This is a genomic window from Pseudomonas sp. 22515 (genome assembly GCF_052044625.1).
Taxonomy (GTDB): Bacteria; Pseudomonadota; Gammaproteobacteria; order Pseudomonadales; family Pseudomonadaceae; genus Aquipseudomonas; species Aquipseudomonas alloputida.
In genome coordinates, this window is the sequence record NZ_JBQENN010000001.1 from 233,384 (window position 1) to 254,455 (window position 21,072).

A 21,072-nucleotide genomic window follows, 5' to 3' on the forward strand; every position below is an offset into this window, starting at 1 on the left:
TACTGCCGCATTCGCGGGTAAACCCGCTCCTACAGGGGGCTTTGCCTGGCTTTAGAGAATGCGGACTTTCAGGGCGCGACCCTTGATCTTGCCGCTGTTCAGTCGCTGCATGGCCTGCTTGGCGAGCGCACGCTCCACGGCCACAAACGCCTGGAAGTCGAAGATGGCGATCTTGCCCACTTGCTTGCCCGGGATGCCGGCATCACCGGTCAAGGCCCCCAGGATGTCGCCAGGGCGCAGCTTGTCCTTGCGGCCAGCGGCAATGCACAGTGTGGTCATCACCGGCAGCAGGGGCTCGCCGCCCTTGTTTTTCAGGCTGTCCAACTGGTCCCAGCGCAGCGGGCTCTTCTGCAGCGCTTCGATGGCCTGGGCGCGGTGGCCTTCGGCCGGTGCCACCAGGCTGACCGCAACGCCTTTCTCGCCGGCGCGGCCGGTACGGCCCACGCGATGCACGTGGATTTCGGCATCACGCGCCAGCTCCACGTTGATGACCATGTCCAGGCCATCGATGTCCAGGCCGCGCGCGGCCACGTCGGTAGCCACCAGCACCGAGCTGCTGCGGTTGGCGAACATGGTCAGCACCTGGTCACGGTCGCGCTGCTCCAGGTCGCCGTGCAGGGCCTGGGCGACGATGCCCTTGGCGGTCAGGTGGGCGACCACGTCCTCGCATTGCTGCTTGGTGAAGCAGAACGCTACGCACGACTGCGGGCGGTAGTGGCCGAGCACGCGGGTGACGGCTTCCAGGCGTTGCTGCGGGTCAATCTCGATGAAACGCTGCTCGATCTGGTTGTCGGTGTGCAGGCTTTCGACCTTGACCTGCTGCGGGTTGCGCATGAAGTCGGCGGCCAGTTGCTTGATGCCGGCCGGGTAGGTGGCCGAGAACAGCAGGGTCTGGCGGCGCGACGGGGTCTTGCCGATGATGCTGGCGATGGCGTCGAAGAAGCCCATGTCGAGCATGCGGTCGGCTTCGTCCAGCACCAGGGTGTTCAACCCGTCCAGGACCAGGGTGCCTTTGTCCAGATGCTGCTGGATGCGCCCTGGGGTGCCGACGATGATGTGCGCACCGTGCTCCAGCGAAGCGATCTGTGGGCCCAGCGAAACGCCGCCGCACAGGGTCAGGATCTTGATGTTGTCCTCGGCACGGGCCAGGCGGCGCAGCTCCTTGGCCACCTGGTCGGCGAGTTCGCGGGTAGGGCAGAGCACCAACGCCTGGCAGCCGAAGTAGCGCGGGTTGATCGGGTTGAGCAGGCCGATGCCGAAGGCGGCAGTCTTGCCGCTACCGGTCTTGGCCTGGGCGATCAGGTCCTGGCCTTTGAGGATGACAGGCAGGCTCTGGGCCTGGATCGGCGTCATCGAGGCATAGCCGAGGGCTTCCAGGTTGGCCAGCATGGCAGTGGACAGCGGCAAGGTGGCAAAGGCGGTGGATTCGGTGGTCACGAGGCGGGCCTGCGGTGCGAAGCGAAAAATGCCGCATAGTCTACCAGCCTCGTGGCCATTCGCCCTACGACTCCATGTGTTGTTCCGGACGACGGGCACGCCTTCCGTCCGTCGGCGCCAGCTGCAGGAAGATCGCCGCTGCCAGCATGGCCATTACGCCGATGGTGACGAAGGTCAGCTGGAACGCGCCCAGGGTGGTTTCCACGCCCTCGGCGCTGCCTGCCGCAGTAAAGCCGCCCAACAGTGCGCCGGCGCAGGCCACACCCAGGCTCAGCGACAGTTGCGCGACCACCGACAGCAGGCTGTTACCGCTACTGGCGCTGGCGTCGTCGAGATCGATGAGCGTCACTGTGTTCATCGCAGTGAACTGCATGGAGTTCACTGCGCCCAGAAGGCCAAGTTGCACCAACAGCAGCCAATAGGGGGTCTGCTCGTCCACCAGGCCCAGGCTTGCCAGCAGGATGCCCAGCAGCAAGGTATTGCCGGTGAGGATGATGCGATAGCCGAACCGTTCGATCAGCGGTCGGGCAATGGATTTGGCCAGCATGGCCGCCGCCGCCAGCGGGATCATGCTCATGCCTGCCTGGGCGGGTGAGTAGCCCAGCGCAACCTGCAGCAGCAACGGCACCAGGAACGGCAGCGCGCCGCTGCCCAGGCGGGCGAACAGGTTGCCGAGGATGCCGATGGCGAAGGTGCGCACGCGGAACAGGCTTGGCGAGAACAGCGGCTCCGGGTCGCGCCCGGCGCGCAGCCAGTACGCGGCCAGGCAGGCCATGCCGGCGAACAGCAGCAACATTACCCGCAAGTGCGGCAGGTGCAGCTCGCCCAGGCCTTCCATGGCAATGGTGATCAGTACCATCGCTGCGCCGAACAGCAGGAAACCAGGGCCGTCGAAGGTGGTGCGCTCGGCGCCGCGCAAGTCCGGGATGAACTTCCACACGGCAATGCAGCCAAGCAGGCCGACAGGCAGGTTGAGCAGGAAGATCCAGTGCCAGCTGAGGATTTCCACCAGCCAGCCACCAACCGTTGGCCCCAGCAATGGCCCGAGCAGGCCGGGGATGGTGATGAAACTCATGATCCGCACCAGCTCGCTGCGTGGGTAGGCGCGCAGCACCACCAGCCGCCCGACCGGCAGCATCAGCGCACCGCCCAGGCCTTGCACTACGCGGGCGAAGATCAGGAAGCCAAGGCTGTTGGCTGCGGCGCACAGCAGCGAGCCAAAGCTGAACAGCAAGATAGCGCTGAAGAAGATGCGCTTGGTGCCGAAACGGTCGGCGATCCAGCCTGAGGCGGGGATCAGCAGGGCCACGGTGAGCATGTAGGCAATGATCACACCCTGCATGCGCAAGGGGTCTTCGGCCAACGAGCGGGCCATGGCCGGCAGCGCCGTGTTGAGGATGGTGCCGTCCAGGGACTGCATGAAGAAGGCGATGGCCACCACCCAAGGGATCCAGCGGGCGGTGACGGGGTCCAGCGGGGTGCGTTCGGGCATGACGTCCTCGTTTGTCAGTGCCGGCCCTNAGGCGCGGCTTTAGCCGCGAAAGGGCCGGCAAGTCCAGTCACAATGTCAGGGTCAGGCCTTTGACCAGTGCCCCGGGCAAATGACTCGACCCGGTACTGCGCTGTCCATAAGTACTGGTCGACAGGATCATCTCGCGCTCCTGGGTCAGGTCCTCCAGCTGGCTGCCCAGCAAGCTGTACAAGCTGTCATCGAAGCGCATGGTACTCACCGGCCCCTGGATCTGCCCGTCTTCTACCCAGAAAGTGGCGAAGCGGGTCAGCCCGGTCATGCGCGCCGCTGGCAGGTCCGAGTAGTTCAGGTACCACAGGTTGCTGATGTACAGCCCGGTGCCTAGACGCTCAAGGATCTGCGCACTGGCCAGATTGCCCGGCGCCAGGCTGAGCGCACAGGGCGACTCGTAGCCGTCGGCGCCATTGGCCTGCAGCTCGAACTCGGCCGCACTGCGCGCACTGATCAACCGCTGCCGGGCCTCGCCTTGCTGGATCAGCGGCACATCCAGGCGCGGCGCACCTTCATCGGAAAATGCCGGGCTAAGCGAGCCGCTGACCTGCTCGGTAAAACTGACCAGCGGGCTAAGCCGTGCATCGCCGTTGTACAGGCGCTGCAGAGCGCTGTTGCCAGTGGCCAGGGCCTGCGCGGAAAAGCCACCCCAGCACAACATGCCGGCGACTTCGTCCATGGCCGCAGGTGCAAGGTAGGCGCGGTAGGTGCCGGGCTTGAGGGTAACTGCCGGGCGGCCGAGGAAACCCAACTGCTCTCGTGCTTGGCGCAGGCGTGCGGTGAAGTCGTCGGCACTCCAGGCCTGGCCGGCATAGTTGGCCTTCACTGCCTGGCCATTATCGTGGAACAGGCTCCAGTCGACGTTGAAACTGTTGGCCTGGTGCCAGCCGAAGGCGCCGAACGAGCTGGCGAAGCCGCGGCAGACCGGGCCGGCGGCGTAGATGCCGACCAGGTCCAGGTCACCTGCTTCACGCTCGAGCAGGGCCAGTACTTCGTTCAGTGCGGGCAGGGGGTGTTCCTGCAGGCTATGGCTGTGCCAGGCGTTTTCGTCCAGGCGCAGGTAAGGGTCGAGTGCCAGCAGCGGCAAGGTCTGGCGCAGCTGCTCGAGCGCAACGTTCAGGCGCTGGCGATCCAGTTGCACGTCGCCACTCAAGGTCACCTGCTGTTCCGCCTGGCGCCCATCGCGCACCAGCCGCAGTTGCGCGCTGGCCTGGCTGACTTCGCCGGCCTGTCGCACCTTGGCATGGTTGAAACGCACGAACTGCGATTGCTCGGCACTGTAACCGAGGGTGAACTGCTCGCCCGCCTGAAGGGCGGCGTGCACCTCCCCGACCAGGGTTTCGAAAGCGTGCTTCATCAGGCGTCTCCTCCGAATACATCGATCTGGCGGAACACACAGGCCGGCGAGGCGTGGCCGACCCGCACCACCTGATTGGGTTCGCCCTTGCCACAGTTGGGCGTGCCCAGCACCTGGAAGGTACTGTGGTCGCCAACCGCCGACAGGTTGCGCCAGAACTGCGCGGAGATGCCGCGGTAGTTGGGGTTCTTGACGATGCCCTTGAGCTCGCCATTTTCAATCAACTGGCCCCATTCGCAGCCGAACTGGAACTTGTTGCGCGCATCGTCGATGGACCAGGAACGGTTGGTACGCATCAGGATGCCCTGCTCGATGCCTCCGACCAGTTGCTCGAAAGACTGGTCGCCCGGCTCGATGTTGAGGTTGGCCATGCGGTCGATCGGCGCGCGGTTCCAGCCGCAGGCACGGCTGTTGGCCACGCCGTCCAGGCCAGAGCGGAACTGCGACAGCGCGCCACCCAGCGGGCGCAGCAGCAGGCCGCCGCGTATCAGGAATGCTTTGCTGGCCGGGGTGCCGTCGTCGTCATGACTGTAGCTGGCCAGCTCTTCGCCAATGGTCGGGTCGAAGGTCACGTTCAGCAGGCTGGAGCCGTACTGCAGGTGGCCGAAGTCGCTGGCTTTGACGAAGCTGGTGCCGGCGTAGTTGCGCTCGTCGCCGAGAATGCGGTCCATCTCCAGCGGGTGGCCGATGGATTCGTGAATCTGCAGCATCATCTGGTCCGGCATCAATAGCAGGTCACGCGGGCCACTGGGGGTGTTCGGTGCCAGCAGCAGTTGCAGTGCTTCGTCGGCCACCCGACTGGCCGCGCCGACCAGGCCGCAGCGCTCGATGATCTCGAAACCACCCTGTTGGCCGAAGTTGTCGCGGCCCAGGCTGCGGCTTTGGCTGTCCTGGCCGTCGCTGGCGGTCACCCCCATGCCCGGGAACAGGAAGCGCTGGGCATGGCGCAGTTCGGCGCCGGCCGAGTTCAGGTAGGTTTGCTCGACCAGGCTCAGCCCCAGGCTGGCCTGCCAGTCCACCAAACGGCTGTCCCTGGGCACGCTGGCCGATTCGGCGGCGAGCAGGCCAAGGCAGTCGGCGAGGCTGGGTACGGGTTGGTCGAAGTTGGGCGAAACATGGTCGTGGCGTGCACTGGTCACGGCGTGTTCGCGCAGGTCCAGCAGGCTGTGCCGGGCGATCTGCCGCGCCAGCGCCTCGGCTTGCTCAAGCGCGCGCTGCAGGCCAGCCTGGGACAGGTCGGCGGTGGCAGCGTAGGCCTCCACGCCATTGACCCGCACGGTGAGCATGGCGCCCTCATCCTGGCTGAAGAAGGGTGGTTCGGCGACGTTGCGGCGAACCGAAAGCGCCTGGTGAGACTGTTTCACATGGCGCAGGGAAAACAACTCGGCCGTACTGCGCAGCGCAGCAAAGCGCTGGCGCAGCAGGGCACTGGAATCGAACATGCGGATGCCTCCGTGTACACGGTGGCTCCCCCTAGAACCACCCGTCTTGCATGCCGAGGCAGGTATCGTCGTGTGCCTCGAGCAATGCCAGCTCATTATGGCAGCCCGGTACTTCCCAGGTCAGGAAATAACGCGCAGCTTGCAGCTTGCCGAGGTAGAAGTCGCGATCAGCAGCGGTTCCCTTGAGCAGACCAAGTTCGGCGTGAACCGCTTGCTCCAACCAGCGCCAGCCGATCACGCAGTGGCCGAAGGCCTTGAGGTACAAGGCAGAGTTGGCCAAGGCACCAGCGACTTTGCCGTGGGCGAGGTCACCGAGCAGGACCAGGGTGACCCCCTGCAGGCGGTTGGCCAGTTGCTCCAGCGGCTGACGCAGTGGGTCAAGGTTCGGGTGATGGCTGGCACGTTCGCAGGTGGTGGCGATCAGGCGGATCAGCTGCTTGAGGCCGGCACCATTGTGCTGTGCCAGCTTGCGACCGAGCAGATCGAGCGACTGGATACCCTCGGTACCTTCGTGGATCGGGTTCAAACGGTTGTCACGGTAGTACTGCTCCACCGGGTATTCGCGGGTGTAGCCGTGGCCGCCAAGAATCTGGATCGCCAATTCGTTGGCCTTGAGGCAGAACGCCGAGGGCCAGGATTTGACGATCGGGGTCAGCAGGTCGAGCAGGTCCTGCGCCAGCTTGCGGGTGTTTTCGTCAGCGGCCGTATGGGTGTCGTCGAACAGGCGCGCGGCGTACAGGCCCAGGTCAAAGGCGCCTTCTACGTAGGCCTTCTGCGCCAGAAGCATGCGCTTCACATCCGTGTGCTCGATGATCGGCACCGCCGGGCTGTGTGGGTCCTTGTTGTCTGGCCGCCGGCCCTGCGGCCGCTGGCGAGCGTATTCCAGGGAGTAAAGGTAGCCGGCGTAACCCAGCATCACCGCGCCCATGCCTACGCCTATCCGCGCCTCGTTCATCATCTGGAACATGCAGGCCAGGCCTTGGTGCGGCTGGCCGACCAGATAGCCGACGCACTGGCCATTGTCGCCGAAGTTCAGCGCGGTCGAGGTGGTGCCGCGCCAGCCCATCTTGTGGAACAGCCCGGCCAGCAGCACATCGTTGCGCGGGCCACGGCTGCCGTCCGGGTTTACGTGGTACTTGGGCACGATGAACAGCGAAATGCCCTTGACCCCGGGCGGGGCGTCCGGAAGCTTGGCCAGCACCATGTGCACGATGTTTTCCGACAGTTCGTGGTCGCCGCCGGAAATGAAGATCTTGTTGCCTTTGAGCCGGTAGCTGCCGTCGCCTGCTGGTTCGGCGCGGGTGCGGATGTCGGCCAGCGACGAGCCGGCGTGGGGTTCGGTCAGCGCCATGGTGCCGAAGTAGCGGCCCTCGATCATCGGTTGCAGGAACAGGCGCTTCTGTTCATCGGAGCCGAAGCTCTCGATCAGGTTGGCCGCGCCCATGGTCAGGAACGGGTAGGCCGTGGTGCCGGCGTTGGCGGCCTGGAAGTGGGCGAAGCAGGCTTGCGAGACCAGGCTGGGCAGCTGCATGCCGCCGACCTCGAAGTCCCGGTTGGCGTTGAGGAAGCCGGCTTCGAGGAAGGCATCGACGGCGGGCTTCACCTCGGGAATCAGCTCGGCGCGGCCGTCCACGTAGCGTGGCTCGTTTTCGTCGGCCTTGCGGTTGTGCGGGGCGAAATACTTTTCGGCGATGGTGCGGGCGGTGGTCAGTGCCGCATCGAAGGTTTCACGGCTGTGCTCGGCGAAGCGCGGGCGTTGGGTCAGGGCTTCGGCGTCGAGGACTTCGTAGAGCTCGAAGGCGAGGTTGCGGGGGCTGAGCAAGGTCTCGGGCATGGTGGCGGTCCTGAGGCGGGATGCTGCGAGTTTAGGAGCGTGGTGAGACTGGGGACAGGTTAATAGGTTTGCGTGATATGGGTTGAGAACGCCGGGAGCCTGCCGGTTATTGGTGAAACCAACGCAAGGTCAGGTCGTGTAATGCCTGCTCGGGAGAATATAGAGACGTTTCCCGCAATCCCGATCGGAAATGGACTGCTGCGGATCGAATATCAGTTGGCCTTGAATGTGCGTTTTGGTGTTCACAAGGAAACGTTTCAGATGAGTGATGCCCACCACGGTGACTTGGCTGAGGCCAACGGCAACCAGGTTCCCTTCTTCGTAGTCTCACCCATGAAATTTGGTGTAATGACTTTCTTTACCTTGGGCTTCTACTGGGTTTATTGCTTCTATCAAAGTTGGAGTCTGCATAGAGAGAAAACGGGAGAGCGCGTAAGTCCGTTCTGGCGAAGCGCTTTTGCAGTGTTCTTCATCTATCCATTATTGAGAAGGGTAAATGACCATATTCGCGACTCAGGTAAAACCTATCCGTGGTCGATCCTGGGGCTCACGCTGGGCTATTACGGTTTTTGCGTTGTCTGGGTGGCTGCCAGCGTCGTGTTGGAAGGCCAACTGTGGCCGGCCTATTTTGCAGGCTTAGCCATTCAGGCAGCTTGGCTGATCATTCTGGTGTTCATGCAGAAGGGCATCAATTTCAGTGCGGGTGACAAAGAAGGGAAGGCCAACAGCCGGTTCACGCTGGCCAATTGGCTTTGGATGCTGCTGGGTATTGCGCTTATGGCAGCACAGCTGTTTGCTTTGATTGCGCTTTCACCAATGGTTTGAGCAATTTTTGGCCGGAGCTCTGTCTGAGGGGAGCTCCGGATAGTCCCCGATCCACCCCGCGTTTCCACTTGCCTTGAAGACAATACGATGCTGGGTAGAAGCCTGCTGCAAGGCTTTTTTGATAGGTCTGTCTGGACGGGGCCTTTCGCGGGTAAACCCTACAGCGGCCTGTGTCCAACCCCCGATGTGTGTCCGGCACTGATCCGGAGTAGGAGCGGGTTTACCCGCGAATACGGTGGTGGCGGCAACGGTGAACGACGGGTAGAAACTGGCCGGCAGGTCCGGCCTCTTCGCGGGTGAACCCGCTCCTACACGACGGCCTGTGCATGTGTATAGGGGCGGGTTTACCCGCGAAAGGACCGGCCCAGGCAGCCGAGAATCTCCAGGGGATAAACGGTAACAACAGAAGACACCAAGTCACCGTTGGCATGACCACGTTCTGGTGAGCACCTGTTAGACCAGCCCCTGCTTCAGGACATGCACGCATAAAAAAGGAGAGCCGAGGCTCTCCTTCTTCTTCAACCACCCTCAGCCATTAGCCAATGGTCATCAGGCTGGCGTTACCGCCTGCCGCCGCAGTGTTCACGCTCACCGCGCGCTCGATGACCAGGCGCTCCAGCGCAATCTGGTGATCACCGCTGGACAGCCCGTGCACCCCAACGATCGCCCCGGCACGCTTGGCCACCTGCTGGCATACGCCGCGCAACTGGTCCGAGTCGCCATGGTGGATCACGGCATCGAACGCCACTTCATCCTTGTTCCAGTCCGCGACCAGCTTCACCTTGGCCTGCAGCTCACGCGGCAGGCGGGCGCGCAGGGCCTTGCCCGGTTCACCGTCAACCCACACCGCCGAGCTGCCAACGGCCAGGACTGCGGCGAACTGCGCCAGCAGGTCGGTTTCGTTGTCGGCCAGGCACAGTACGTGCTCACGCGGCAGGATGGTGTAGCTGTTGCGCTCGCCGGTCGGGCCAGGCAGCAGGCGGGCGATGCCGCTCTGCGACTGGCTGGCGAACTGGCTGCACAGCGCGGCCAGGTCGGCCAGCTGGTTGCTCTCGGCCCAGGCCTTCAGGCCGTGCAGCGGCTTGACCAGCTGTTCGTGCAGGGTGCGGTCCGGCTTGCCTTCGCCGTCCTGCTGCTGGAAGTGGCGGCCGATGGCGTCGGCCGGGCGGGTCGACAGCAGGCGGTAGAGGTACAGCGGGCCGCCGGCTTTCGGGCCGGTGCCCGACAGGCCTTCACCACCGAACGGCTGCACGCCCACCACTGCACCCACAATGTTGCGGTTGACGTACATGTTGCCGGCGTTGGCGGTTTCCACCACCTTGGCGATGGTCTCGTCGATACGGGTGTGCACGCCGAGGGTCAGGCCGTAGCCGGAGTTGTTGATCTGCTCGATCAGCTGGTCCAGATTGCGGCGGTTGTAGCGCACCACGTGCAGCACGGGGCCGAAGATTTCGCGCTTCAGCTCGTCGAAGCTGTCCAGCTCGATCAGGGTTGGCATGACGAAAGTGCCACGCTTGATCTCGGCAGCATCTGCAATAGCGACTTGGTAGACCGGGCGGCCTTTCTCGCGCATGCCCTGGATGTGCTTCTCGATGCCAGCCTTGGCTTCGGCATCGATCACCGGGCCGATGTCCACGGCCAGGCGGTCCGGGCAGCCCAGGCGGCTTTCAGCCATGGCGCCCTTGAGCATCTCGATTACGCGGTCGGCGGAGTCTTCCTGCAAGCACAGTACGCGCAGGGCCGAGCAACGCTGGCCGGCACTGTCGAAGGCCGAGGACACCACGTCGATCACGACCTGTTCGGTCAGTGCCGAGGAGTCGACGATCATCGCGTTCTGGCCGCCGGTTTCGGCGATCAGCGGGATCGGGCGGCCCTGGTTGTCCAGACGGCCAGCGACGTTGCGCTGCAGCAGGCGGGCCACTTCAGTGGAGCCGGTGAACATCACACCTTTGACGCGTTCGTCCCCGACCAGGCCGGCTCCGACGGTTTCACCGCGGCCAGGCAGCAGCTGCAGCACGCCTTCTGGGATGCCAGCTTCCAGCAGCAGGCGCACGGCCTGGGCGGCGATCAGTGGGGTTTGCTCGGCAGGCTTGGCCAGTACCGGGTTGCCGGCAGCCAGGGCTGCGGCCACCTGGCCGGTGAAGATCGCCAGCGGGAAGTTCCATGGGCTGATGCACACCACAGGGCCCAGTGGGCGGTGGGCGTCGTTGCTGAAGTCGTTACGTGCTTGCACCGCGTAGTAGCGCAGGAAGTCCACGGCTTCACGCACTTCGGCAATGGCGTTGGCGAAGGTCTTGCCGGCCTCGCGGATGAGCAGGCCCATCAGCGGCTGGATCTCGGCCTCCATCAGGTCGGCGGTGCGCTCCAGAATGGCAGCACGCTCGGCTGGCGGGGTGGCCTGCCAGATCGGTGCGGCGTTCAGTGCGCACTGGATGGCGTTGTCCACGTCGGCAACGGTGGCCTCCTGCACATGGCCGACGACGTCGCGGTGGTCAGCCGGGTTCAGCACCGGTGCGGCTGCGCTCTCGCTGGCGGCGCAGGCCAGTAGCGGGGCAGCCTTCCAGTCATTGTGAGCGGTGGCCAGCATGGCGCAGGACAGCGATGCCAGGCGGTGTTCGTTGGCCATGTCGATACCGGCCGAGTTGGCCCGTTCGGTGCCATACAGGTCGCGCGGCAGGGGAATGCGTGGGTGCGGCAGGCCGATACTGCCTTCCTGGGTACCCATGCGCTCGATGCTGGCCACCGGGTCGGCGACCAGTTCCTGGATGGAAATCGAGTGGTCGGCAATGCGGTTGACGAACGAGGTGTTCGCGCCGTTTTCCAGCAGGCGGCGCACCAGGTAGGCCAGCAGCGTTTCATGGGTGCCGACCGGTGCATACACGCGGCACGGGCGGTTCAGCTTGCCATCGGCAATCTTGCCGACCACTTGCTCGTACAGCGGCTCGCCCATGCCGTGCAGGCACTGGAACTCGTACTGGCCCGGGTAATAGTTCTGCCCGGCAATGTGGTAGATGGCCGACAGGGTGTGGGCGTTGTGGGTGGCGAACTGCGGGTAGATGGCTTCTGGCACGGCCAGCAGCTTGCGGGCGCAGGCGACGTAGGACACGTCGGTGTACACCTTGCGGGTATAGACCGGGTAGCCTTCCAGGCCTTCGACCTGGGCACGCTTGATCTCGCTGTCCCAGTAGGCGCCTTTTACCAGGCGGATCATCAGGCGGTGGCGGCTGCGCTTGGCCAGATCGATGACGTAGTCGATCACGTACGGGCAGCGCTTCTGGTAGGCCTGGATAACGAAGCCGATGCCGTTCCAGCCAGCCAGGGATGGCTCGAAGCACAGGCGTTCGAGCAGGTCCAGCGAAAGCTCCAGGCGGTCGGCTTCTTCGGCGTCGATGTTAAGGCCGATGTCGTACTGCTTGGCCAGCAGGGTCAGCGACAGCAGGCGCGGGTACAGCTCCTCCATCACGCGCTCGTACTGGGCGCGGCTGTAGCGCGGGTGCAGTGCCGACAGCTTGATCGAGATACCTGGGCCTTCATAGATGCCACGGCCATGCGAGGCCTTGCCGATCGAGTGGATGGCTTGCTCGTAGGACGCCAGGTACTTCTGCGCGTCGTGCTCGGTCAGTGCGGCTTCGCCGAGCATGTCGTAGGAGTAACGGAAGCCTTTGGCCTCGAAACGGCTGGCGTTGGCCAGGGCTTCGGCAATGGTCTCGCCGGTGACGAACTGCTCACCCATCAGGCGCATGGCCATGTCGACGCCCTTGCGGATCATCGGTTCGCCGCTCTTGCCGATGATGCGGGTGAGCGAGGAGGTGAGGCCGGTTTCGTTATGGGTGCTGACCAGCTTGCCGGTCAGCAGCAGCCCCCAGGTGGCGGCGTTGACGAACAGTGACGGGCTGTTGCCCAGGTGCGGCTGCCAGTTGCCGGTACTGATCTTGTCGCGGATCAGCGCATCACGGGTACCTTTGTCGGGGATACGCAGCAGGGCTTCGGCCAGGCACATCAGCGCCACGCCTTCCTGAGACGACAGCGAGAATTCTTGCAGCAGGCCCTGGACGATACCGGCACGGCCGCCGGCGCTTTTCTGATTGCGCAGCTTTTCGGCAATGCCCGCGGCCAGCTTGTTGGTGGCTTCGGCCAGTGGCGCGCTCAGGCGCGCCTGCTCCAGCAGCATCGGCACCACTTCCTGCTCCGGTCGGCGGTAGGCAGCGGTGATCGCCGAGCGCAGTACCGACTGCGGCAAGATGCTTTCGGCAAATTCGAGGAAGCACTGGTGGCTGTGGTCGGCCTGGACTTCACCGGCATCGTCGGCCAGGTTGCTGACATGACCGTTGAGTTCGGTCAGCGTGGCGCCACCCTCGAGCTTCTCCAGATAGTTGAAGATCGCTTGCTTGATCAACCAGTGCGGCGTGCGGTCAATGGACTGCGCAGCTGCTTTGAGTCGCTCACGGGTCGGGTCGTCGAGTTTGACCCCAAGGGTGGTAGTCGCCATTTCTTATCCTCGTTATTGCCACGGTTGTGGCCTAAGCTGGCGTCAAGAGTATCTGTAGGACAATTCGGGTGCAACCAGGTGCAACCCTAATTTTTCGTGTGGAAGGTGCAACTCGTCCGACAGCTATTCCCATACCCTGAAAAGGGGCGTTTTCGGTGCGATTTATTCTGAAAAAGCGGTTTTTTGCTCCCGGAAGGAGCAAGAAACGGGCTTTGTCGGAAAATGCACGGGCAGGTGCAACTTGCAAAAGAAAAATGGTTGCACCTTCTTTGCGTTGTTGCATAGCATTCGCCGCCTGGGTGCAACCGCCATCGCTGTGGTTGCGCATGATAAAAACAAACGCCAGGGCACACGCATGGGCAATCCACTAACGATCACCTTCGTGATCTACATCGCAGCAATGGTGCTGATCGGCTTCGCCGCCTATCGCGCTACCAACAACCTTTCCGATTACATTCTGGGCGGTCGCAGCCTCGGTAGCGTGGTTACCGCGCTGTCTGCCGGTGCCTCCGACATGAGTGGCTGGCTGCTGATGGGCCTGCCTGGTGCCATCTACTTCGCGGGCCTGTCCGAGGCCTGGATCGCCATCGGCCTGACAGTGGGTGCCTACCTGAACTGGCTGTTCGTGGCCGGCCGGCTGCGCGTGCAGACCGAGCACAACGGTGACGCGCTGACCCTGCCGGACTACTTCTCCAGCCGTTTCGAAGACAATAGCGGGCTGCTGCGTATCATTTCCGCCATCGTCATCCTGGTGTTCTTCACCATCTACTGTGCCTCCGGCATCGTGGCCGGTGCCCGTCTGTTCGAGAGCACCTTCGGCATGTCGTACGAAACCGCTTTGTGGGCTGGTGCAGCGGCGACCATCGCCTATACCTTCGTGGGTGGCTTCCTGGCGGTGAGCTGGACCGATACCGTACAGGCGTCGTTGATGATCTTCGCGCTGATCCTGACCCCGGTAATCGTGCTGATCTCCACCGGTGGCTTCGACCAGACCTTCGCCGCTATCGAGGCGGTGAACCCGGCGAACTTCGACATGCTCAAGGGTGCCACCTTCATCGGCATCATCTCGCTGATGGGCTGGGGCCTGGGTTACTTCGGCCAGCCGCATATCCTGGCGCGCTTCATGGCCGCTGATTCGGTGAAGTCGATCGCCAAGGCGCGCCGCATTTCCATGACCTGGATGATCCTGTGCTTAGCGGGTACCTGTGCCGTTGGCTTCTTCGGCATTGCCTACTTCTCGGCCCATCCTGAACTGGCAGGCCCGGTTAGCGAGAACCACGAACGTGTGTTCATCGAGCTGGCCAAGATCCTGTTCAACCCATGGATTGCGGGTGTCCTGCTGTCGGCCATCCTGGCCGCAGTCATGAGTACCCTGAGCTGCCAGCTGCTGGTGTGCTCCAGCGCCCTGACCGAAGACTTCTACAAAGCCTTCCTGCGCAAGAATGCTTCGCAGGTCGAACTGGTGTGGGTCGGCCGTCTGATGGTGCTGGCCGTGGCCCTGATCGCCATCGCCATGGCCGCCAACCCGGAAAACCGCGTGCTGGGCCTGGTGGCCTATGCCTGGGCTGGCTTCGGTGCCGCCTTCGGCCCGGTGGTGCTGATTTCGGTGCTGTGGAAAGGCATGACCCGTAACGGTGCGCTGGCCGGTATCGTGGTGGGTGCGCTGACGGTGATCCTGTGGAAGAACTTCGACACCCTCGGGTTGTACGAAATCATCCCGGGCTTCCTGTTCGCCAGCATCGCCATTGTTCTGGTGAGCAAGCTGGGCAGCCCTTCGCAGGCGATGGTCAAGCGCTTCGAAGCGGCTGATGCGGCGTATCACGCCGACAAGTAACACCCGTTGAATTGGCGGCGCCTGCTTTGCGGGTGCCGCCAATCAGCAGCCAGGCCTGACTCCGCCTGCAAGGCAAGGTAAACTTGCCGCCTTCGCAGGAGTTGCCATGAACTATCGTCACGCCTTCCACGCCGGCAACCACGCCGACGTCCTCAAACACATCGTGCTGACCCGCCTCATCGCCCTGATGTCGCGCAAGGAGCAGCCGTTCGCCTATATCGATACCCACGCAGGGCTCGGCCTGTACGACCTGCAGGGCGACCAGGCAAGCCGTACCGGCGAGTACCTGGAAGGCGTAGCCCGCCTGTGGAATCGCGATGACCTACCGGCCATGGCCGGCGACTACCTGCGCATCATCAAGCGCCTGAATGCCGATGGCGAACTGCGCTACTACCCGGGGTCGCCCGAATTGGCCCGTCGCCTGATGCGCCAGCAGGATCGCGCCCTGCTCAACGAGAAGCACCCCGAAGACGGGCCGCTCCTTAAAGAAAACATGAAAAAAGACCCGCGCGTGACCGTGCACCTGGGTGAAGGCTGGCATGTGCCGCGGGCCTTGCTGCCGGTGCAGGAAAAGCGCGCGATCATGCTGATCGACCCGCCGTTCGAGCAGGCCGATGAGCTCAAGCGCTGCACCACGGCCATGAAAGAGGCGATCGGCCGCATGCGCCAGACCGTTGCGGCCATCTGGTACCCGATCAAGGACCAGCGCTCGCTGACCCGCTACTACCAGGACCTGACCAGCACCGGCGCGCCAAAGCTGCTGCGGGTCGAGCTGTATGTGCATCACCAGGACAGCCCGCAGGGCCTGAATGGTTCGGGCCTGGCCATTGCCAACCCACCATGGGGGCTGGAGGATGAACTCAAGGAGCTGCTGCCATGGCTGGCCAAAGAGCTGGCACAGACCGCCGGTAGTTACCGCATGGACTGGCTGATCGCCGAGTAAACCTGTAGGCGCGGGTTTTCCCGCGAACACCGGCTACGCCGGTGCCATCCACCGCGTTGCCTGCTTCGCGGGTGAACCCGCTCCTACAAGGGGGCGGTGTGCCTCCAATGTTTGCGTTATAATCCCGCCCTTTAGCCGCCATCCGCCCAAGAGGCCGCTGGCGCATTTTTACCGAATGAAGAGGCTAATCCCTTGGCATTGACGATTCTTGGCCTGTCCGGCGCCCTTAGCCATGACCCTTCCGCGGCCCTGTACATTGACGGCAAGCTGATTGCCGCCGCCGAAGAAGAGCGCTTCGTGCGTGACAAGCATGCGAAGAACCGCATGCCCTACGAGTCGGCGAAGTTCTGCCTGGAACAGGCAGGCATCAAGCCGTCCGACGTCGACGTGGTAGCCATCCCGTTCGCCCCGATCAGCCTGTTCGGCAAGGCGCGGTGGCACTATGCCAAGCGCTATTGGTACGCCCCGGATCGTGCACTCGATGCCATCCTGATGGGCAACCGTCGTTACAAGCGCTATCGCAAGAAGATCGTCTGGTGCCTGGAGCAACTGGGCTTCGACCCGAAAAAGGTCAAGATCGAGCCGGTCGAGCACCACCTGGCCCACGCTTCCAGTGCTTATCATTGCTCGGGTTTCAAGGAAAAAACCGCAATCCTCGGCATCGACGGCAAGGGCGAGTACGCCACCACCTTCTTTGGCTACGGCGAAAACGGCAAGATCCACAAGATCAAGGAATTCTTCGACCCGGACTCGCTGGGTGGCCTTTACGGTGCCATCACCGAGTTCCTGGGCTTCGAAATGCTCGATGGCGAGTTCAAGGTCATGGGCATGGCGCCGTATGGCGACGCCAGCAAGTATGATTTCTCGCGTCTGGCCAGCTTCGAAAACGGCGAGTTGGTCATCAATACCGAGTACGCCAACGTTATCGGCCTGCGCCGTTACAAAGAGAAGGGCAAGGGCTTCTACTTCTCGCCAAAGCTGATCGAATGGCTGGGCCCCAAGCGCGAAGGCGACATCGCCGACGAGCCGTACATCCATTACGCCGCCAGCATGCAGGCGCTGTTCGAGAAACTGGCGCTGCAGATGATCGACCATTACCTGGGCGACACCCTGCGTGAAACCGGCAAGCTGGCCTTCGCCGGCGGCTGCGCGCTGAACGTCAAGCTCAACCAGAAGATCATCGCCCGTCCGGACGTGAAAGAGCTGTTCGTTCAGCCGGCCTCCGGCGACGCCGGGACTGCCGTTGGCGCCGCTGCCTATGTTTCCCACGCCCGTGGCGTTCCGGTCGAGAAAATGGAGCACGTCTACCTCGGCCCGTCGTACTCCAACGAAGACGTGATCGCCGCCTGCGCCCGTCACCCGAACCAGCCAAAGTGGCGCAAACTCGAGAACATGCCGCAGCAGATCGCCCAGATCATGGTCGATGGCAACCCGGTTGCCTGGTTCCAGGGCCGCATGGAGTTCGGGCCGCGTGCCCTGGGTGGCCGATCGATCATCGGCTGCCCAAGCGTGGAAGGCGTGGCTGACCGCATCAACCACCAGATCAAGTTCCGTGAACGCTGGAGACCTTTCTGCCCGTCGATGCTCGACACTGTCGCCCCGCAGATGATCAAGGTCGACCATCCCGCGCCGTTCATGACCTTCACCTTCGAAGTCGCTGAAGAGTGGAAAACCCGCGTGCCGGAAGTGGTGCACGAGGACGGCACTTCGCGTGCCCAGGTGCTCAAGCGCGAGTACAACCCGCGCTACTACGACATGATGAAGGCACTGGAAGACCTGACGGGCAACGGCGTGTCGCTGAACACCTCGCTGAACCGTCGTGGTGAACCGATGATCTGCTCGCCGACCGATGCCCTGAACATGTTCTTCGGCTCGGACCTGCAGTACCTGATCATGGAAGACATCCTGGTTGTGAAGGACGGCGCGGCCCCGTATGACCAGCCGCTCTGAACCGCGCATCCTGCAGTTCTGCCATGGCTATGACGGGCCGTTCCTGGACTGCGCCCGTCAGTACGCCAGCCTGTTTCAGGGGCGTGGGTACCGGGTGACTACGGTGTTCCTCACCGGCGCCGCCGACGCGCAGGTGGCGGCTGGCTGTGCGTCGGACGAGGTGCTGTTCCTTGAGTTCAGCTCCAAGGCCGTGCGTGGCCTGAAACTCGGCGCCATCCGCGCATTGCGGCGCCTTGCGGCCGAGCGCAATTTCGCTTTCTGCATCGCCCATCGCTTCAAGCCGATCTACGTTGCCCTGCTGGGGACCGGCCTGCCGGTGATTGGTGTGCACCATGCCTTTGGCGACTACCAGCGCAAAGGCCGCCGCCTGTTCGCGAACCTGTTCAGCAAGCGTCTGAGCCTGCTGGGTGTTTCGGACGCGGTACGTGACGATATGCGCCGTTGCTTGCCGCAGTGGCCGGCCGAACGCATCCAGACCCTGTACAACCGCATCGACATCGACGCCCTGCAAGCAGCCCTGGTGCCGCGCACTGACGCACGCCAGGCCTTGGGCCTGGATGCTCAGGCGTGGATCGTCGGCAATGTTGGGCGCCTGCACCCGGACAAGGACCAGGCCACCCTGTTGCGCGGTTTTGCCCAGGCATTGCCGGGGCTGCCGGCTGGCGCCCGCCTGGCAATCCTCGGCAAGGGGCGCCTGGAGGCCAAGCTCAAGGCGTTGGCCGCCGAACTTGGTATTGCCGGGCAAGTCGACTTTCTTGGCCAGGTACCGGATGCGCGCCGTTATTTCCAGGCTTTCGACGTGTTCGCGTTGAGTTCCGATCACGAGCCGTTCGGCATGGTCCTGCTCGAAGCGATGGTTGCCGGTGTACCGGTGTTGGCCACGGCCTGTGGTGGTGCCCGCGAAGTGGTCGAGGGCGTTGGCGTGCTGTTCCCGCTGGGCGACGCCGCGCAGCTGGCTCAGGGCCTGAAGCACATGGCTGTACTGGACGCTGAGCAGCGCCAGGCCTGTGCCAGGCACATGCTGCAGCGCCTGCATGAGCGTTTCTCTGACCAAGCGGTGCGCGAGGCCTTCTGGCAACTCCCGCAGGTGCGCGCGTTGGTGGGGCAGGCCTGATGCTCAATCGTATCCAGGCCTTCCGCGAACGCGGTTGGCAAGCTATCGATGCCAAGGCTTACGCCCAGGCGTGGGCGCGCTTTGGCGGCAGTGTTGCCACCCATCCGCTGGTGGTCGAGCAACTGGCGGACCTGGCACAGATCCCGGTGCGTTACCTGGGCTGGCACCAGGCTGGCGAGCTGAAAGCCGCCATCCCGGCCTGGGGGCGTCACCTGGCACTGTCCAAGGACGTGCTGAAGCGTGCTGGCAAGAAGGCCCTGTTCGACCTCGGTAATGCCGAGATCATTCTGCCGGCGGCGTCTGATGCCGCTGCACCGTTGCGCCATACAATGCGTTACCTGTCCGAACTGAACCAGGGCCGCTTCAGCGGCCTAAAGGCGCAGAAGGAGCAGTTGGCCATGGCCCGGGCGCCTGAAGACCTGTCGAAGAAGTTCCGCTACAACCAGCGCCGTGAACTTCGCCTGCTGGAAGAGGCGGGTGGTGTGGTACGCCCGATCAGCGACTTCAGTGCTCAGGAAATCGCCAGCATGTACTGCGACCTGTTCCTGCGCCGCTGGGGGTTCCCTGCCACCGGTGCCGAGCGTATGGCCGATGTGCTGGGCCGCTTGCGCGAGCTGCTGATCGGCTCGGTGCTGCTGCTGGACGGTAAACCGATTGCCATTCAGCTGGTGTACCGAGTCGAAGCGCCGGAATGGATTAGCGTCGAGTACATCAATGGCGGCGTCGACCCTGAAACCAAGGCCTTCAGCCCAGGCAGCGTGCTGAGCTTCCTCAATACCCAGGCCGCCTGGGAAGATGCCCGGGCGCGCAACAAGCCGCTGCGGTTCTCGTTCGGCCGTGCTGACCGTGAGTACAAGGACCGCTGGTGCAACCCTGTGCCGGTGTATCAAGCGTGAGCCGCAAGCAGCAGTTGCTCAAGCGCCACCGGCGCAACAAACGCCTGGGGCTGCTGGCGGGCCTGGTTGCGCTGGTCGCCCTCGGTGTATTCAGCTGGTGGTGGTTGCCACTGCTGTTGTTGCCGCTGCTCTGGGCTGCCCATGAGGCCTGGTTTGCCGACCACCTGTTCTATGCACCGGGTGAGGACTATGCCTACGACTTCGGCGATCAGGTGCAGCAGGTTTCTGCCAGCCTGCACGATGGCTGGCTCAAGGCTGATTGCACGTTGCAGGGCGACGAAACCCTGGTGCTTGAGCTGCGGCTAAAGAGCAGCTGGTTGGGGCGCTTCCTCGACCCTCGGGTCGAGCTGCTGGCTGGCGAACAGGCCGATCGGCAAACGTTCGAGCGTGGCGTCGACGGGGTGCGCTTCCTTAACCTGACCGGCCTTGCTGCGCCACTGCAGGCCGGTACGTTGCGACTGCGCGGCCGGCATTGCCGGCTGCAGGGTCAGCTGCGCCTGTGGATAACCCCCTCGGTCGAGCTGCAGCGGCGCCGAGTGATGGTGATCGCACCACATGCCGACGACGCCGAGTTGGCGGCGTATGGTTTGTACAGCCAGGCCGACGAAAGCTGGGTGGTGACCCTGACCGCTGGTGAGATAGAGGCCGAGCACTACCAGCAGATGGGCCTGGCAAAGGCTGAGGCCGCGCGCCTGAAGGGGCGCCTGCGTGCCTGGGACAGCATCGCCGTGCCGCGTTGGGCCGGGGTGCCGGAGTCGCATTGCATACAGCTGGGCTACTTTTGCCTGCAGCTGCCTGCCATGCAGGCAGCCCCCGACCAGCCAGCGGCCTCACGTGAAGCCGACCTGGCCGATATCCGCGTGTTCCGCCAGTTCAACCCGTTCCCGTTACCGGGCGACCGTGATGGCGCACCCACCTGGCACAACCTGCTGGCCGACCTGCGAGCCTTGCTGGAACGGGCCAAGCCAGAGGTGCTGGTGATGCCCCACCCGCAGCTAGACCCCCATCCGGACCATATCTGCGCTCAGGCGGCGGTGCTGGAAGCCTTGCAAGGTATGGCCTGGCAGCCACAAACCTTGCTGTGCTACGCCAACCACCTGCACGATAACGACCGCTGGCCGATGGGCGACAGTGGCGATGGCGTGGCTTTGCCGCCGCAATTGAGCGCTGCCCAGGCCTGGGCACCCTGCAGCCTGGTGCTGGACTGCGCGACCCAGCGCGACAAGGCCATGGCCCTGGGCATGATGCACGACCTGCAGCCGCCGGCACCGTTCAAGCGCCGCCTGCGCCGTCTGCTGCAACGCTGGCTTGCCGGGCGACAGCCATCGCCTTTTGGGGAGAACGAATTCTTCCGCAAGGCCGTGCGCCGGCACGAACTGTTCTGGCGGCGTGAGCTGTAAGCACGCCCCATGGTTGACCGCGAAGGCGC

General features: G+C 63.7%; 13 protein-coding genes. 7 read left to right on the top strand and 6 right to left on the bottom strand.

The annotated features are described in order from the left end of the window. Positions 1-51 precede the first annotated feature (51 nt). The 5 genes from dbpA to ACTJJN_RS01035 all read right to left on the bottom strand — a co-directional run bounded on the left by dbpA (position 52) and on the right by ACTJJN_RS01035 (position 7,592). Positions 52-1,389: an ATP-dependent RNA helicase DbpA gene (dbpA, locus tag ACTJJN_RS01015; protein ID WP_230623076.1), complete on the bottom strand. Its 1,338-nt coding sequence runs from the start codon at positions 1,387-1,389 to the stop codon at positions 52-54. A gap of 112 nt (positions 1,390-1,501) precedes the next feature. Further along, positions 1,502-2,929 carry a multidrug transporter subunit MdtD gene (mdtD, locus tag ACTJJN_RS01020; protein WP_003249408.1) on the bottom strand — a complete coding sequence of 476 codons (1,428 nt, stop codon included), beginning with the start codon at positions 2,927-2,929 and terminating at the stop codon, positions 1,502-1,504. Between the two features lie 67 nt (positions 2,930-2,996). Next, positions 2,997-4,316: a TldD/PmbA family protein gene (locus ACTJJN_RS01025; RefSeq protein WP_014754642.1), complete on the bottom strand. Its 1,320-nt coding sequence runs from the start codon at positions 4,314-4,316 to the stop codon at positions 2,997-2,999. Next, positions 4,316-5,758: a TldD/PmbA family protein gene (locus tag ACTJJN_RS01030; RefSeq protein ID WP_088513291.1), complete on the bottom strand. Its 1,443-nt coding sequence runs from the start codon at positions 5,756-5,758 to the stop codon at positions 4,316-4,318. The genes ACTJJN_RS01025 and ACTJJN_RS01030 overlap by 1 nt, the downstream gene beginning before the upstream one ends. Positions 5,759-5,789: 31 nt before the next feature. Next, complete coding sequence (locus ACTJJN_RS01035; RefSeq protein ID WP_088513290.1) at positions 5,790-7,592, bottom strand: acyl-CoA dehydrogenase; 1,803 nt, start codon at positions 7,590-7,592, stop codon at positions 5,790-5,792. Positions 7,593-7,733: 141 nt separating this feature from the next. Here ACTJJN_RS01035 and ACTJJN_RS01040 point away from each other — a divergent pair, with 141 nt between their 5' ends. Then, positions 7,734-8,417 (top strand): hypothetical protein, encoded by a 684-nt coding sequence (locus tag ACTJJN_RS01040; RefSeq protein ID WP_017147988.1) that lies wholly within the window; start codon positions 7,734-7,736, stop codon positions 8,415-8,417. A 535-nt stretch (positions 8,418-8,952) separates the two neighbouring features. Here ACTJJN_RS01040 and putA read toward each other — a convergent pair. After that, complete coding sequence (putA, locus tag ACTJJN_RS01045) at positions 8,953-12,906, bottom strand: trifunctional transcriptional regulator/proline dehydrogenase/L-glutamate gamma-semialdehyde dehydrogenase (RefSeq protein WP_012053883.1); 3,954 nt, start codon at positions 12,904-12,906, stop codon at positions 8,953-8,955. 355 nt (positions 12,907-13,261) lie between these two features. Between putA and putP the strand changes: the two genes are divergently transcribed. From putP to ACTJJN_RS01075, 6 genes are all read left to right on the top strand, one after another. Continuing rightward, the gene (gene putP / locus ACTJJN_RS01050) at positions 13,262-14,740 is read left to right on the top strand and encodes a sodium/proline symporter PutP (RefSeq protein WP_012053882.1); all 1,479 of its coding nucleotides are present in this window, start codon (positions 13,262-13,264) and stop codon (positions 14,738-14,740) included. 106 nt (positions 14,741-14,846) lie between these two features. Next, positions 14,847-15,683, top strand: a complete 837-nt coding sequence (locus ACTJJN_RS01055) for a 23S rRNA (adenine(2030)-N(6))-methyltransferase RlmJ (RefSeq protein ID WP_221099824.1) — start codon at positions 14,847-14,849, stop codon at positions 15,681-15,683. A gap of 192 nt (positions 15,684-15,875) precedes the next feature. Further along, positions 15,876-17,633: a carbamoyltransferase family protein gene (locus ACTJJN_RS01060; protein WP_003249431.1), complete on the top strand. Its 1,758-nt coding sequence runs from the start codon at positions 15,876-15,878 to the stop codon at positions 17,631-17,633. After that, positions 17,617-18,747: a glycosyltransferase gene (locus tag ACTJJN_RS01065; RefSeq protein WP_440780751.1), complete on the top strand. Its 1,131-nt coding sequence runs from the start codon at positions 17,617-17,619 to the stop codon at positions 18,745-18,747. The genes ACTJJN_RS01060 and ACTJJN_RS01065 overlap by 17 nt, the downstream gene beginning before the upstream one ends. Further along, positions 18,747-19,643: an antimicrobial resistance protein Mig-14 gene (locus ACTJJN_RS01070; RefSeq protein ID WP_012053880.1), complete on the top strand. Its 897-nt coding sequence runs from the start codon at positions 18,747-18,749 to the stop codon at positions 19,641-19,643. Before ACTJJN_RS01065 ends, ACTJJN_RS01070 begins: the two co-directional genes overlap by 1 nt. Beyond that, positions 19,640-21,043, top strand: coding sequence for a PIG-L deacetylase family protein (locus ACTJJN_RS01075; protein WP_440780752.1), 1,404 nt, complete (start codon positions 19,640-19,642; stop codon positions 21,041-21,043). The genes ACTJJN_RS01070 and ACTJJN_RS01075 overlap by 4 nt, the downstream gene beginning before the upstream one ends. The last annotated feature ends 29 nt before the right edge of the window (positions 21,044-21,072 follow it).

Coding starts and splice junctions, on each gene's coding strand:
- dbpA (WP_230623076.1), bottom strand. CDS start 1,389: ATGCTGGCCAACCTGGAAGCCCTCGGCTATGCCTCGATGACGCCGATC.
- mdtD (WP_003249408.1), bottom strand. CDS start 2,929: ATGCCCGAACGCACCCCGCTGGACCCCGTCACCGCCCGCTGGATCCCT.
- ACTJJN_RS01025 (WP_014754642.1), bottom strand. CDS start 4,316: ATGAAGCACGCTTTCGAAACCCTGGTCGGGGAGGTGCACGCCGCCCTT.
- ACTJJN_RS01030 (WP_088513291.1), bottom strand. CDS start 5,758: ATGTTCGATTCCAGTGCCCTGCTGCGCCAGCGCTTTGCTGCGCTGCGC.
- ACTJJN_RS01035 (WP_088513290.1), bottom strand. CDS start 7,592: ATGCCCGAGACCTTGCTCAGCCCCCGCAACCTCGCCTTCGAGCTCTAC.
- ACTJJN_RS01040 (WP_017147988.1), top strand. CDS start 7,734: ATGCCTGCTCGGGAGAATATAGAGACGTTTCCCGCAATCCCGATCGGA.
- putA (WP_012053883.1), bottom strand. CDS start 12,906: ATGGCGACTACCACCCTTGGGGTCAAACTCGACGACCCGACCCGTGAG.
- putP (WP_012053882.1), top strand. CDS start 13,262: ATGGGCAATCCACTAACGATCACCTTCGTGATCTACATCGCAGCAATG.
- ACTJJN_RS01055 (WP_221099824.1), top strand. CDS start 14,847: ATGAACTATCGTCACGCCTTCCACGCCGGCAACCACGCCGACGTCCTC.
- ACTJJN_RS01065 (WP_440780751.1), top strand. CDS start 17,617: ATGACCAGCCGCTCTGAACCGCGCATCCTGCAGTTCTGCCATGGCTAT.
- ACTJJN_RS01070 (WP_012053880.1), top strand. CDS start 18,747: ATGCTCAATCGTATCCAGGCCTTCCGCGAACGCGGTTGGCAAGCTATC.